Annotated in this window: 5 protein-coding genes; 1 reads left to right on the plus strand and 4 read right to left on the minus strand. The window is 47.3% G+C overall.

Annotation, left to right across the window (positions count from 1 at the left end; all coding sequences use genetic code 11):
- Nucleotides 1–115 precede the first annotated feature (115 nt).
- Nucleotides 116–7,426, minus strand: coding sequence for an Ig-like domain-containing protein (locus KJY73_RS07205; RefSeq protein WP_214342063.1), 7,311 nt, complete (start codon nt 7,424–7,426; stop codon nt 116–118).
- Between the two features lie 866 nt (nt 7,427–8,292).
- Here KJY73_RS07205 and KJY73_RS07210 point away from each other — a divergent pair.
- Nucleotides 8,293–10,353, plus strand: coding sequence for a tetratricopeptide repeat protein (locus KJY73_RS07210; RefSeq protein WP_214342065.1), 2,061 nt, complete (start codon nt 8,293–8,295; stop codon nt 10,351–10,353).
- Nucleotides 10,354–10,410: 57 nt separating this feature from the next.
- On the opposite strand, the gene KJY73_RS07215 is transcribed toward KJY73_RS07210, so the two are convergent.
- The 3 genes from KJY73_RS07215 to galK are packed head-to-tail and all read right to left on the minus strand — an operon-like array spanning nt 10,411 to nt 14,634.
- Nucleotides 10,411–12,588 carry a tetratricopeptide repeat protein gene (locus tag KJY73_RS07215; protein ID WP_214342069.1) on the minus strand — a complete coding sequence of 726 codons (2,178 nt, stop codon included), beginning with the start codon at nt 12,586–12,588 and terminating at the stop codon, nt 10,411–10,413.
- Nucleotides 12,500–13,483, minus strand: a complete 984-nt coding sequence (locus KJY73_RS07220; protein WP_214342072.1) for an aldose epimerase family protein — start codon at nt 13,481–13,483, stop codon at nt 12,500–12,502. Before KJY73_RS07220 ends, KJY73_RS07215 begins: the two co-directional genes overlap by 89 nt.
- Nucleotides 13,480–14,634, minus strand: a complete 1,155-nt coding sequence (gene galK / locus KJY73_RS07225) for a galactokinase (RefSeq protein ID WP_214342075.1) — start codon at nt 14,632–14,634, stop codon at nt 13,480–13,482. Before galK ends, KJY73_RS07220 begins: the two co-directional genes overlap by 4 nt.

Below are 14,634 nucleotides of genomic sequence, written 5' to 3' on the forward strand. Positions count from 1 at the left end.
GGTAAGTATCTGATAAGGAATAGTGCGCCGAAGTAACCTCGTACTATCCCATCTTCTCTTTTCATATGATGTATCTTTGATGAAACTTTGGAGTCTATAAAGTGGGCTGACATGCTTAGTCTGTTAGTTTCGGATCTTTAAACCATAATGCTGCACTTAATATTGCAAGTAAGTAAAAGATCACAGCTCCTGTACTGGGTTTCTCATCCGGTTTCGCCACAACTGTAACGCTGACAATGGCTTGGGCATGGGCGCCGCTTTCGTCTTTGATACTATAAAAGATGATATCTTTTCCAACAAAGCGTGCCTTTGCCCGATAACTAATCATGTTGTCTTGCGTAACCTCAGCATCACCATTGGCTGCCATAGCCGACACTATGTTGAGTGTGTCGCCGTCCGGATCATGATCGTTGCTTAAAACCGGGATAAGAATTTTACTTTGGTTGTCGGTACTGACTTCATCATCCGTGGCCAGAGGTGGCTGATTGGCGATTACCTGAATACTCACCCAAGCTTCAGCGATGCCCCCTTTTTGATCACTGATGAAGTAATGAATGCGGGTTGGTCCGACGTAGTTAATAGGGGGCGAATAGCGAAGTGCATCACCAATAATCTCCGCCTGACCGTTTTGTGCCAGAACGTCGGTGATAAGCAATGTGTCGCCGTCCGGGTCTGAGTCATTATCCAGTACTCGGATGTCTTTTGTTGTATTGATTTTCAACTCAACATGGTCATCGTTGGCAACAGGCGCCTGATTGTCCGTTTTGACAATGGCAATGCCACCGGGGTCTGAAATCATACCGTTAATCAATCCATCATTATCATTGGGGCCGCCGTCTTGCAGGGTTAGCAGCAAGCAATGGTGACCTGCAGCCAAGCCAGACTGGTATTGAGGACTGCCGGGAGGCGGACAAAAACCTGGCTCACCTTTAGCACTTTGCAGGCTGTTTCTGCTGTCTTCGACAAAATCCTGCCATCTATTGTGATGCCACTTGCGAAAATGTGCCCTCTCAGGAACCGGCAATAGCAGGGGAATGACGATTTGGTGGCTTTGCCCCACATTGGCCAATGCATACAAGGTAAAGTCAAACCAACCGCCAATGTTTATCCAGCCGGGATCTGCCTTGATTAAAGTATTGTCCAGGAGCAAACCTCCGCCGCTACTTTGCATGGACAATGTGTTTCTCATTAAACATACGCCGGGAGAAGATTCGAGTAAAAACTGGTCTCGTACGCCTGCCAATGCTGGCATAACATTGCATCTAGCCAGATTATCGAGATAGTCAGGAATACCGTCGTTATCTTCATCCACATAACCTTCAACCTTATCCGGCAGTAAGTCATCATCTGTATCGCCATCCCCCAATTCTGGTAAAGAGGGAAACAGTTGCAGAGGGACATTGACTTCCGTTGTCTGGGCTGGTGAGAAACTATGGTCAATAACACGCAATCCGAGTTGGTAGTTTCCCGCTGTCATTTGTTGGGGATTAAAAACAAATTCACTGTCGATGTTGCTGAGATTTTCCAAGTCGGGTGCCAGCCATTCAATGCTGACGTTATCTGTCCGGCTTAGCAAGGCAAGAGCCTTGACTGGCCCATCCGACATACTAAGCTGGCGCCGCTTATGGCCATTTTGATACACCTTGATACTGGCCGTTGCCTGCGGCTGTGCCTCCTGAATGTATAGGGTTGTGGACGAAGGGTAACCAGAGTTTTGCTCCCCGGTCAGGCTGATAATCAGGGTCTCTTCGCCTTCATCCAGAGCGTCCTCAACTATCTGAAAAGTCAGGGATACTTCAGTACCCGATTGGAGTTGCAAGGTGCCAGCTTGTAGGCTGTGGTCGCTAGCATCCGCACTGCCGCCCAGCGCATAGCTAATGGCTAACGGGTATTCAGGGCTTGGGCCGTTTAAGTGGAAATATAAGGTGACTTCGCTGCCTTCTGTAACGTGCCTGTCCTGCTCTAAGGCGATCAAAGGATAAACCTTTAATTCCTGGCTAATGGTCGTTGTAAGACCTTGCTGGTCAATGGCTTGCCAAAGCAACTGATGATGGCCGGGAGAATAAGGGGCTGCGCTTTCCAACAAGGTCACCGGCAGTTCAGTGCCTCGTGCATCGAAGGCCTTGGGTTGAGAAAGTGAGATTCGGGTAAACAGACCTCTGGCATTTACATTTAGGGCAGGTGTATCAGCAAAGATCGGCCCTTGATGCGTACCTTTCTGTATTTGTATTTGGCCTGATGCCTGGCTGAATGCCCCGCTGGGATCGGCAAGCAGATAATCGAATTCGGCTGGGCCGATAAACCCCTGAGGAGCTCGCCATTGCAGTAAGTTTCCATTGAGGATGGAGATTTCCCCTACAGAAATCCTGGCATCAAGGACAGACAGCGGATCGTTATCTGCGTCAATGTCATTGTGCAGCACATCTAAGATGTATTGGTTGCTGGGATTAAACAGTTCCAGTAAGTTATCCGGGCGACCCACAGGTGGATCGTTGATGGGATTAATTTGCAGTACAACAAAATACACTTTCGATAGTAGCGTGCCATCAGTAACCTGATAGCTAAAGGTGTCTAATCCAAAATAGTCTGAATTTGGCTGATAATGCCAGCCGAGCCCCGCTGGATTGAGTGTGCCGTGCAAAGGCGGTGCGACAACGTTAAGTGACAATTCCTTTCCAACATCGCCCTGAATTATTGGCATAACCTCGACAGCGTTGTCCTCATTGGTTGTTAGGGCTATATCCTGCCCTGTTGGTGGTATTGCCGAGGCTTGAACTTCGATTAAAAAATCGGGTAAGGCGCTCTGGGTAAAGCCGTCGCTGACGGATATCCTGATGCCAGCATAGACACCGAGATCCTCTTCACTCGGAGAGCCGGTAAGAATACCCAGTGTTTTATCAAAGGTTGCCCAGTGAGGGATGCCACTGATGCTGAAGGTTAGGGCATCGTCATCCGGGTCATACGCAACAGGTTGAAAATGGTAGCTTTGGCCAACTTGTGCGGTGGCCGGCGGAGTGCCAAAAATAAATGGTTTATTGTTGCCTGGGGGCGGCGAGTTTCTGGTAATAGTGACAGTGTCCACCAGTGTCGATTGATTGCCAGCTGGGTCTTTTGCTGCAATGACAAAGTTATTGGCACCGTCGTAAAGAGGGGCGTTAAGCACCCATTGTTGATTGGTTACCGTGACAAATGATTCTGCCTGTGGCTTGTCAGCTTCACCATCATTGTCAATATCAACGAACAGGCTCACTGTTACGCCGTTTTCAGTATGACTGCCGGTAAAGCTAATGGTGCCACTTGTTACTGAAGTTGCACTAATTGGAGAGGTAATAACTGGTGGAGCAGGGGCAATATTATCCTGAGTAACAACAGGTAATACTAAGGTTTGCGATACATTTCCTGCCATATCGGCGACGTTTAACACAAATCTGTTGATAGAATTTAACTGAAGTGGGAGTTGAACACTCCATTGGTTTTGTGAAACGAAGGAGCTTGCTACAACCTGGTCACTGTCTGGTTGTCCATCATTGTTGTTGTCTGCAAAGAATCTCACCCAAACTTGATTTTCCTGATGACTACCCGTTACGGAAAATATGGCTTGGTTGGTTAGTTGCTCTGTTGTCAGGGAAATACTGTCGGGATGCTGTGGGGACTGGCTATCAACTAATACGTCAGGAAAGTGTATTTGAGCAAAACTTAATATCCCATGATTACCACCCGCATCGGTTACGGTGTCGCCATTTAAATGAATACCGTTGGCAAGTAAGACAATGCCGTCGTCGTCCTGTTGACCGTTTTGAACAGTATGTTGATAGTAGAGGATACCGTTATCTTCAAAGTCGAAGTGTGCCAATATGCCTTGCTCACCAATGACTAAATCAAGTGTAGAGCTGGTGCCGCTAATGTTAATGTCTTCGTTCAGCTGTATGGCTATCTGTAGGGTTGTACCTGGACGGTAGTGACCTGCGGCAATATTGATACCTGTAATGGCAGGCTGCTGAGCATCTTTACTTATGGTGGCGGTCTGGGATAGCGATTTATTACCTGCGACATCAATCAATTGCAAGTTGAGTGTCAATGTGCCGTCATTAAGGCTACTGACATCCAGTCCGCTTATTTGTTGCGTTGCTATGTTGACGCTCGCGTTGCCAGTGACTTCGGCGGCACCGGTTGAGCTGGATATCCGGTATTCCGCTTCTGTGGAAATTTCTGCACCGCTTAATGTAAAGCTAATATTTTCCGCGTTGCTACTGTCGACTTGTCCCTGATCAAAGCTGACTCCGTTGATGGTGGGGACGGTAACGTCAATAGTCAGGGGAAGCGCCATAGAATCAGCACTTTGGTTGCCTGCAACATCCGTTGCCTGCGCGATAATCTCATGCTGACCTTCAGAAAGATCGCTACCGGGCTGCACGCTCCATAGCCCGGAGGCACTAACATTTACCGTTTCAATCAGGCCGTTCTGATTTGAAGTGACAGTAACCATGGCGCCGATTTCCGCGCTGCCGGTTAGTAGCGGGCGCGGATTATTAGTTATGTTGTCGCTTTGGCTGCTACCAGAATCAGAGCTGCTATCGAGATCTGGTGTTGATGGCGAAGCTGGCGCCGTGTTATCTATGGTCACCCCAAGTGGCAGACTGTTTGCACTTGTGTTGCCTGCTGAGTCCATCGCCTGGGCTATCAAATTATGAAAACCCTGCGAAAGGTCGTTGTCAGGAATCAATACCCAGACTCCAGAAGCATCAGCAGTACTACTGCCAACGAGTCCATCTTGGTCTGAGCTCAAACTAATGTTGGCCTGTTTTTCTGCGCTACCAGTAAAGGTCGGTCGCAGCTGTTGGGTAATATTGTCACTATCACTAGTGCCGGAATCCGCCGCTGGTATCAAATCCGGGGCGGACAACGCTGGTGGTTGGCTGTCGATGGTAACCAACAATACTGAGCTTGTGGATGAATTTCCGGCAATATCACTGGCAGTGGCAATAATCGCATGCTGGCCCTCAGATAAGGTGTTGACTGGTATAAGGCTCCAAGTCCCTGAGTTATCGGTCAATGTGCTACCCAGACTGCCCTGCAGATCTGAGCTGAGATCAATAAAGGCGCTGTTTTCACTGGTGCCGTTAAACTGTGGAGCTTGCACATTGGTGATGTCGTCGGTTTGACTGATGCCGGTGTCTGAGACTTCAGCCAGATCGGGCGCTGAAACGGGAGGTCCCAGGGTGTCAATGACAATATGCAGGGCAGGGCTTGCCGCACTGTTGTTACCAGCCACATCTGTCGCGGTAACTGTCAGGTCGTAAGCGCCATCCGAAAGTGAAGATGTGGGGGTGAAACTCCAATCTCCCGATACATCTGCCGTGGTACTACCCAACAAACCAGATTGGCTGGATGCGAGTTTAATCAAAGCGCCAGCTTCAGCTTGTCCGATGATGGTCGGGGTATTGTCCTGAGTGATATTGTCTGACTGGCTGGTGCCAGAATCAGATGCATCTGTCAGATCGGGTTGTTGAGGTGTTGGTGGGGCTACAGTATCAACTCGTACCGAAGTGGTATCGCCAACATTTTGCAGTGTCAGAACTAGGGAATTGCCCTGTATATCACGAATAGCGCCGCCGCCAAGTTGCAAATCTACAATACTGATACCGTCTGTATCCAAATCACCGGCGCTAATGTTGTATCTGAAGGTGAGATTACTGCCATTAGCCTGAATATAGAGTGCTTGTCTGGACATTCCGCCGATGTTGAGCTGCAAAAATGGGGTTCCGCTACCCGTCAGTACGTTTACTGTCTCGCTGGTTTGCACAATAAACTCAAGTAGCTGCCCCTGCGTATACAGACCAGCTCCAGGAACTGCCACCTGATTAATGCGGGGCGCCACATCATCAATGAGATAGATAGTAAAAGACTTCTGATATTGTCCACCCGAGCCGTCATCGGTCTTAATCCGCACCGAATAGCTTTCTCGTGTCATAGCCGCTGCATCAATGGCTTGGAGTTTGTTGCCGTCGATAATAAAACTCGCGTTGTCATCAGAACCAAAGCCTGAAACCAAGGTGTACACATGGTTGTCTACAGTATCCGGATCTTGGGAAGACAAGTCCCCTACCCAGGCATTATTGCCATGGCTTTGGTTAAAGGTGGTCTTACTCAGATAGATATTGGTCGGAGGGTTATTGGGGGGCAAAGGTTTATCTATGGTTAGCCGTGTGCCAGCCAGAATAAAGCCAGCAGGTTCGCTACAGCCGCTAACGTTAATTTCAAAAGAGGATATTTGCACGCCGCTTAGCAGGGTACTATTCACATCTTCCGGCAATGTAATAGGAATACCTGAGCCCAAGCCGAACGTCATCGAAACTGAGCCTCCGCCGCGCTTGAAGGCCGTTAGCGATGCACTCGTGCAGTAACCACTGGTTTGTGGCTCAATACGAAAAGCTTTTAGTTCGAAAGAGGTAATATCGCTGATGGCATTGAAGTACATGGTGCCGCTGCTGTCACCTGTACCAAACTCATTAATGTAAAAACCAGGATCATCTTGTACTCTGGGGGACAGCGTGCGAACCCCGCTGGCACTGCTAAAACTAATTCTGCCGTCATCGGATATCATTTGTAATGTTGGACTTGAACATTCCGCAGGGTTGGCGGTGGCATCACAAAAGTCATAATAAACATAGGTTGTTTCGGCCAATACGCCTGAAAAATCTGCACTGGCAAGATCCACAAAGGGTAGATCTGTGGTGATTAAGCCGAGTTGAACTTCCAATTCCCAATCACCGCCATTTTGGGGCTGGCCCGTTTTATCATCCGATGCAGCGATATCTGCATGGGTTTTGGCCTTGAGGACATGCAAAAGTTGCTTACCATTATCTGTTGCCGCCAGATCACATCCGTACAACATCAAGTCGCCACCCGGCACCAGTGCCTGGTTGAGTCGAGTTGTCAGTTCTGGGTCCTTCTCAACCCGTGATACATCAAGGTAGCTGTTTCCTAGGGATAATTTCCCCTCACTGCCGTGAGAGAGAATATGTACTGCACTGAGACTGTGATAATTAGACAGTATCGATTTTAGCTGCAACACCCCGTCTTCGTGAGGTGAAATCATATGGACCTGAGCCGAAGGAAAAGCATGCTCTAGTAACTTCTCGAATTCAGGAACGCCTCGATCCAGAATGATAATCTCGCTGCTGGTGTAATATTCTGCGTGCTTATGCTCCAATTCGGTAAGCAGGCGTTGAGGCACAAGAGTAAGTGGCTTAATGAGGTGATCGCGCTCGTTTAGTGAAGAGCCAAAGCTGGAACTTGCAAATGCCCCAGAGGTAAACGGTCTGTGAGCGGTCTCAATAGTTGAGGCAAAAAGGCGGTTTGAATTTAAGACTAATTGGAGAATCAGCACTGCAATAAACGGCAACCCATTGAACGTCTTGTTCATGTTTGGTTACCCCTGATTCGAGTCAGAGGTACAGATTTACAGGAAGAGCTGAGGAAGCCGTTTCCCGATGTATCTGAACGCAGGTTCAGTAAAGCCTGGCAGATGAACATTTTCTAGATTGCCATTTTCTAACTCACAAAACATCTGAGGAGTTAATAAGGGGTAATAGCAACCCAAACTGAGAAAAAGATATAGCCAATAGCAAGCATAAAACCTCCAGTGGTTATGTGCTTATACGCAAACGCAATGACCTCGCAACAATCACATAACACAAACGACTGAAACCTAAGTGTCATGGGGGATTAAAGTACTCTTTAAAAATCATTTTGAGACAATGCTAAAATTCAATGAAAGACTTAAGTGTTACAGACTTTTTTGTAATGAATTAGCTAGCATAATTTTATTTGTTATTGGTAATGCATGTAAACTTTCGAGTCAAGTTATCTCAAAGTGGATTGGTAGATTTGTCTATTGCTTGATTTGTTCTATTGAAATATGTTTTTGATTTTTATGTGTTTAATTTTTTTCTGTGGGTTTTTTCTGTTTTTATCGTTTGTTTCTTGCTGGAGTGGTATTCTCTTCTGAAATTTTTTAGTGGTTTTTTGTTTTGATTTTTTTGCTCTTATTATTCAATGAGATAAATTTTCGATTCTCCGGAATTTAAGTAAATTGTATTTACGTTTTTTTTGAAAAATCTTAAAATTTTAATCTGTGATAATAAAATTAGTGATTATTTTAGGTCTTCTTTGATCTAGATCATGTTTTTGTAAGGTTGTCTAAGTTGTTTGAATCACGGCTGATATGCTGGCTTATCAGAAAAGTGCATGCTCGCATTGCGAGTCTTTGCATGGGTAGGAATGTACACTATGCCTAGTTTGGATAAGTGGCGTGTTCAGGTTTGGGTGTTATTCATTCTGTTTTTCAGTGTGTTTTCTGAAGTCGGAATGGCTCAAACACAGTTGAGTTCAGACGCCTTTGCTTCGCTGAAAGATGATATACGCCGTAAATATGCTCACTCCCCAAAAACAGCTTTGCAATATATCGAAAGTCTCCATTTAAACAAAAATTACGTATTCAGCCATGATCAACTGATTGTGCTGAAAAACTATCAAATTTGGTCTCTGATCGAGCTCGATCGTTTCGAAGAAGCTGCGCAGAATCTGGTACTGTTCAAATCAATGTTACCTAGCGCACAAAGCCGGTTTCTCGAGTACGGCTACTATAACCTGATGGGCATCTTACTGAAGCGGCTGCAAAACTATGAGGAGTCACTGGAGTATTTCCAACAGGCTCATGAAATTGCCAAAAGAGAGAATAGAGAGCGATTTGTCCACCAAACCGAAAATAATATCGGGCAACTCTATCTGACCCTTAAACGCTGCGATGTGGCGTTAGAGTATTTTGAAGACTACCTCGGTTATTTGAAGCAAAACCCGAAAGCGGATCGTCAGATACTAAGCCACGCTATTGCCTTAACATCCAAGGGAGATGCACTGGCTTGTCTCTCCCAATGGGAAAAGGCGTTACAAGTTTATCAGCAAGTCCTTGTTATGCTGAGAGAGGCTGGATTTGACTACTACGCTGCGGAAACCTTAGTGAATTTGGCCAAAGTTTACAGTCAGCTTGGGCAAACTGAAAAGATTGATGAGGTCCTGCAAGAGGCGCTGCATTTGTGCGAGCAGCAGAATTACGTTGATGTTTTGATTGAGGTATTACTGCTGCTTGCTAATGTCGAAAGCGAGAATGGCAACGCAGAGATGGCCGAAGCTCACTGGATACGTGCGGAGAGTTTAATTGAGGATTCCACACCTGTTGAGCTTTTGACAGAACTCTATGAGGCTGAGCGCAGGTTTTATCAAAAACAAGGAGATATAAATAAGGCCCTTAGTGCCGCTGATCTGGCGGCAGATCTTCGCTTGCAACAGTTGCAGAAACAAACCGCGGTGAACTTAGCTAAGGCGGTCGCAGAGGTAGACTTGCAAGCGAAAGAGCAGAAGATTACCCGTCTCAGGGAGCAAGCGGAGTGGGAGGTGGAACGGAGTACAGCTTTTCGTCGTCAAGTGACTATTGTGGCTGTCGCCGGTATTGTACTGCTAATGGCCTCTTTGCTCTTTATAGGTAGTATTCGTCGTAAAAAAGAAGCGTTGAAACAGACCTTGAGAGAATTGAGAGAGACTCAGCATCACCTTATTGAATCAGAAAAAATATCAGCACTTTCAACCTTAGTGGTTGGTATGGCACATCAGCTCAATACCCCTATAGGGAATATTTTGACATCAGTTACCTGCTTCGATGAAGAGTTAAATAAGCTAAAAGCCGACGTTGATGACAAAAAATTAAGTGTTAAAAACATGCAGCGTTTTCTCAGTCAGTCAACCGATATATATTTTGTTATTAAGAAATCGGCAGACAAAGTTGCAGAAATGGTCACAAGATTCAAGTCGATCTCTTCTTCAGTAGGAAATCCAGAACCTGTATCAATTAATTTAAGGAGTTTTTTAGAGAGTAAACTGCCGCTAATGGAGGGGTATTATAAGATTCCAATCGAACTACACGGAGATGATGCGACTCTTGAAACTTATCCTGATACGCTGCTTAAAGTTCTGTATATGTTGCTGGATAACGCTGTTGAACATGCATTTGCTAGTCAACCCAAGCCGGTCTTTTCTATAAGTATTAGTCAGCAAGATAAATGTGTTGAAATTGAATGCAAAGACAATGGCTGCGGTATTTCGGAAGAGCAAAGTAAGAAAATATTTACCCCTTTTAATACCACCAGGTTAGGCGAAGGAAAGTTAGGTCTGGGATTGAATGTTATTTATAACTCGGTTTTCCACTCGTTAAATGGACGTATTCGCTATGTTCCAAGTGATCTGGGTGTAACATTTGTTATTAGTTTGCCAACCGTTTCCAACCTCAATGGTTGATGCAATATTGCTGAGCCTTCTTAGGGATCTGGCGAAAAATACCCATGCTTTAGGCTGTTACTGCCACTGCTGAAGTAAATGACCAAGCAAGGTTGAGTTGGGCATGTTTCTCAATAATTCGGTAAGTCTGGTTTTGGCTTTCTGGCGGCCTTGTGCTTTTTCTAGGGCCAGTAAATAGACGTATATGTAATAGTCGTCATGGGGCGTAATACGCAGCGCCTGTTCAAATTCGCTCAGTGCCAGCAAGGGTTTTTGCTGACGAATATAGTGCATACCAAAAGCAAAACGCATCGGTGCATGGTCAGGAAGTGTTTTGACCGCCTGGATGAATAGTTGCTGGGCATCGTCGTTTTTACCAAGCTCGCGATATATTTCCGCCAGTTGCAGATAAGCTGGCGCAAAGTGCGGATCGATAAATATTGTTTGCTGTGCAAGCTCTTCGGCTTTGCTAAATTGTCCCATTTGGGCGTAGCTGTTTGCCAGGTTAGTGCGTCCCTCGGCACGCCAGGCTGATAGTTCGCGAACCGCCAACAATTCTTCCATAACCTCAGTGAAACGCGGAATTTGTGCATCAGATAAGGGCAGGCCGGCAAGATGTAATACAGCTTCCGTACGTACGGCTTTTTTACTGTCATTAAGCAGGGGCATCAACAGTGCCACACGCTGCTTGGGGCGAACGGCTGCAGAGGCTTTAGCAGCGCCGATACGCATCAGTGGCTCTTGGCTGCTAGCGGCTTGTTTGAGTAGCGGCAGGAAGCTGTCTGGTAGCTCATTAACCAGCATAGGTAACTGCGCTAATACGGCCGCTTTTTTTATAGCGGGAAAATCAGTGGCGCTGAGCAGGGCATGAAACATGGATTGATCGATAGGTTGTGCAGACATTAGCCGGATATAGGTGCGCTCATCTGCACTTAGGGGGCGTGTTGACGCATTTCCCTGTGGTATGTGCTGCAAAGCCCATTGGGCGGATTTATCTTCATGGCAGCGATTACAGGCGTTGGGGATGTTGTATTCCTTTGTCAGCTCAGGGCGGGGAATACTGAAACTATGATCCCGGCGGTTATCCACTCCCATATAAAGGGTTTGCGGCATATGGCAGTTAATACACTGGGCGCCTGAGGAGTCTGCCTGGTGACCGTGATGACGCTGACTGTTCAGCTCTTCACTGTGACAAGAAAGACATAAGCCGTTGTCCTGTTGCTTAACTTGATAGCTATGGGCATCATGGCAGTGAAAACAGGTCACGCCAGCCTGATACATCTTGCTTTGCAAGAATGAGCCGAATACATACACCTCTTCTTTTACTTGTCCGTCGGCGTAGTAGGTGCCGGGGCTGGGTAATTCAGGCTGAAACTGGTCGTAGAAATCTACATCAGAGCGAAAGCCATCGGTGAGCGGCGTGCGCAGGCTGTGACAGGCAAAACAGTTTTGCATGGCGGCGAAATTTGCACCGGGAAAATCTGGCGTTATAGCTTCACTGTGAACGAAATTCTGGTAGTCGCTTCCATGGGGGGAGGTAGATTTTGCCGGGCTTGAGGCGTGGTTATCTGCCAGATTGTCATGGCAGCTATTACAGCCCAGGGTGACATTGTTATATTGGCTGTTAAAGCTGTCCGTCTGCACCTGGTAGTTTCGCACCAGACCATCAGAGTGGCAGTCTGCACACATTCCATTCCAGTTTTGCAGTGACGACTGCCAATGCAATCTGTCACCGATCGGGACGGATTGTTGAGGATACATATGGAACCAGCGCTGACCGCCTTGCGATGCGCTTCGGCTATCCCAGGCGAACGGTAGGACTTGCAGTTTTCCTTGCTGAGTTTTGACCAGATATTGCTGGAGCGGTGTGAAACCAAAGGTAAACACAACCTCGTATGTTTCACCAGCTACAGGGGCGCTGCCTTCATATAGCGTCGCAAAAAACTTACCATTTTGCTGGAAGTATTTGCTGCGGGTATCAGGATGGTTTGCTATCTCGCCATTGAAAGGCGCTAGAACGGTTGTACGATCGGCTACTTGCATGGCTTTAGCATGATGTGAGGCCTGCCAGTCTTTATGTTGTGCCTGATGGCAGTTTTGACACTGTTCCTCACTGGCATTGACCGGTAGCGACGTTGCGAAGCAAAAGCTGTATACCATTAACAGGTTAGTCGCCCAGGCGAATAACCAACTGCTTTTGGTACATTTCTGTGGGTAATAATAAGCCAGGATTTGCACCTTGTTGATTGGGGCCATCGAGATCGTTCTGTAGTTCAAGACATAGTCCACTAAAAGGAGCGAAATCACTGTGCAGGTAGTTACCCGTATAGAGTTGTAAACAGCGTTGATCGCTAAGCAGACTTAGCTTGATAGTTTCTTGTGGCAGACTTAGGGTCGCTACTGGGCGGATTGTATCGGCCGGTGTGGTTGTTGCCAACCGGTAACAATGGTCAAATCCACCACGTCTGGCCACACTGGGCATACTCTCCCGCTGACGAAGGCGTTCGAACAAATCCTGCTCCTGCTGAAAATCCAACAGGCTACCTGTCACATCCATGAGTTGGCCACAAGGGATGCCGTGCTGGTCAACGTTTTCCACATAGCGGCCGTGAATTTGTAATCTGTGTCCTGCCAATGTCTGTTTCGCAGCGGACAAATTGAAGTACGCATGATTGGTCAGGCTGACAACGGTGGGACTGTCGGTGGTTGCCTGATAGCTGATGGCAAGCTGGTTGTCCTGAATTTCAAAACGTTGCTGTACCTGCAAGCGGCCAGGAAATCCCATATCAAGATGTTCCGAGACCAGTTCAAGCAGCAAATGGCTGGCACTTCTGTCCAGGCACTGCCAATAACGTTGTGAAAAGCTATGCTGCCCGCCATGCAGGCAGTGAGTGCCATCGTTTTTATCCAGCCTATAGTCCTGCCCTGCTATGTGGATGCGGCCATTGCTCAGTCTGTTTGCGTAACGCCCAACTGTCGCTCCCAAATAAAAAGGATCCGTCAGGTGTCGGCGGGGATCGGCATAACTGAGCAGTATATCGCGCGGCCCTTGAGCAAGTTGGACGGTTAGTCGATGCAGGCGCGCACCATAATCCAGTATTTCTGCCTTTAGGTGTTTATGACCGATACTGAAGCATTGCAAAGTGTTCATGCTAACAATTCGCCTTGGACTCCCTGACTCGGCTGACAAAGGTAGACTTCTTCATGCAGGCCGGTTTGCAGGAAGTACTGTTCAGCCAGCTTGTTTTTCACTGTGGGTAGCAGAGGCGTTGGCACTAAGGCCACCACACAACCGCCAAATCCACCTCCCGTCATGCGTGCGCCACCGTGCTGGCCAATTGTGGATGCGATAATGTCCACCAGGGTGTCTATGGCTGGGTGCGTAATTTCAAAGTCATCACGCATAGACGCGTGTGATTCAGCCATCAGTGTACTGATTTGACTGATCTCCGATGTTTCCAGAGCGTTTTTAAGTGCCAGGGTACGCGCATTTTCGCTGATTACGTGGCGGGCCCGGCGATAAATCAGCTCTGGCATTTTGTGTTGAGCGGCTTCCAGCATAGCCAGGTCGGCCTCGCGCAGAGAAGAAACGCACAGTATCTGACAAGCCTGCTCACATTGTTGACGGCGCAGGTTGTACTCGCTATCTACCAGGCCGCGTTTAACCCGCGAATTGACAATTACAATGGCCAGCGGCTCCGGCACTACTGCGGATGCGGAACTCAGATGCTGACAATCAATTAACAGTGCGTGGCCTTGCTGAGCGTTGGCACAGATAAATTGATCCATAATGCCGCAGTTGCAACCAACAAATTGATTTTCTGCTTGCTGCCCGAGTGTTGCCATCGTTGTCGGGGGGAGATCGAGGTGGTTGGCAAGGCTCAGTGCCTGTAACAAACAGACTTCCAAGGAGGCCGACGAGCTAAGCCCTGTTCCCATCGGAATATCGCCGACTATTAGCAAATCACAACCGCTGATAGAGAAGCCGTGTTGCTGCAGCACCCAAAATATTCCCCGGACGTAGTTGCTCCAGTGATCCCTTGGTGTTTGTTTGCTGATGTTGTCCAGAGTGAATCTGTCATGGCTGTCCATACTCTGAGCAACCACTGTGACATTATTATCAGAGCGCTGGCTGAGCACCACTTGGGTAGAAAAGTCGATGCCTGCCGGCAGCACAAAACCATTATTGTAATCGGTATGCTCGCCTATCAGGTTGATACGTCCTGGCGCTTTAGCATAAACCGTTGGCGAGGCACCAAAATGTCGTTGAAATTCTTCAATTAAATGCTTTTTATCAGACAT

Origin of the sequence: Bowmanella yangjiangensis (genome assembly GCF_018531185.1) — a bacterium.
Lineage (GTDB): Bacteria > Pseudomonadota > Gammaproteobacteria > Enterobacterales > Alteromonadaceae > Bowmanella > Bowmanella yangjiangensis.

What these genes read in the sequence shown, in the direction of transcription:
- galK (WP_214342075.1), bottom strand. Translation starts at nt 14,634, where the DNA reads ATGTCTGATAAAAAGCATTTAATTGAAGAATTTCAACGACATTTTGGT.
- KJY73_RS07205 (WP_214342063.1), bottom strand. Translation starts at nt 7,426, where the DNA reads ATGAACAAGACGTTCAATGGGTTGCCGTTTATTGCAGTGCTGATTCTC.
- KJY73_RS07210 (WP_214342065.1), top strand. Translation starts at nt 8,293, where the DNA reads ATGCCTAGTTTGGATAAGTGGCGTGTTCAGGTTTGGGTGTTATTCATT.
- KJY73_RS07215 (WP_214342069.1), bottom strand. Translation starts at nt 12,588, where the DNA reads ATGGCCCCAATCAACAAGGTGCAAATCCTGGCTTATTATTACCCACAG.
- KJY73_RS07220 (WP_214342072.1), bottom strand. Translation starts at nt 13,483, where the DNA reads ATGAACACTTTGCAATGCTTCAGTATCGGTCATAAACACCTAAAGGCA.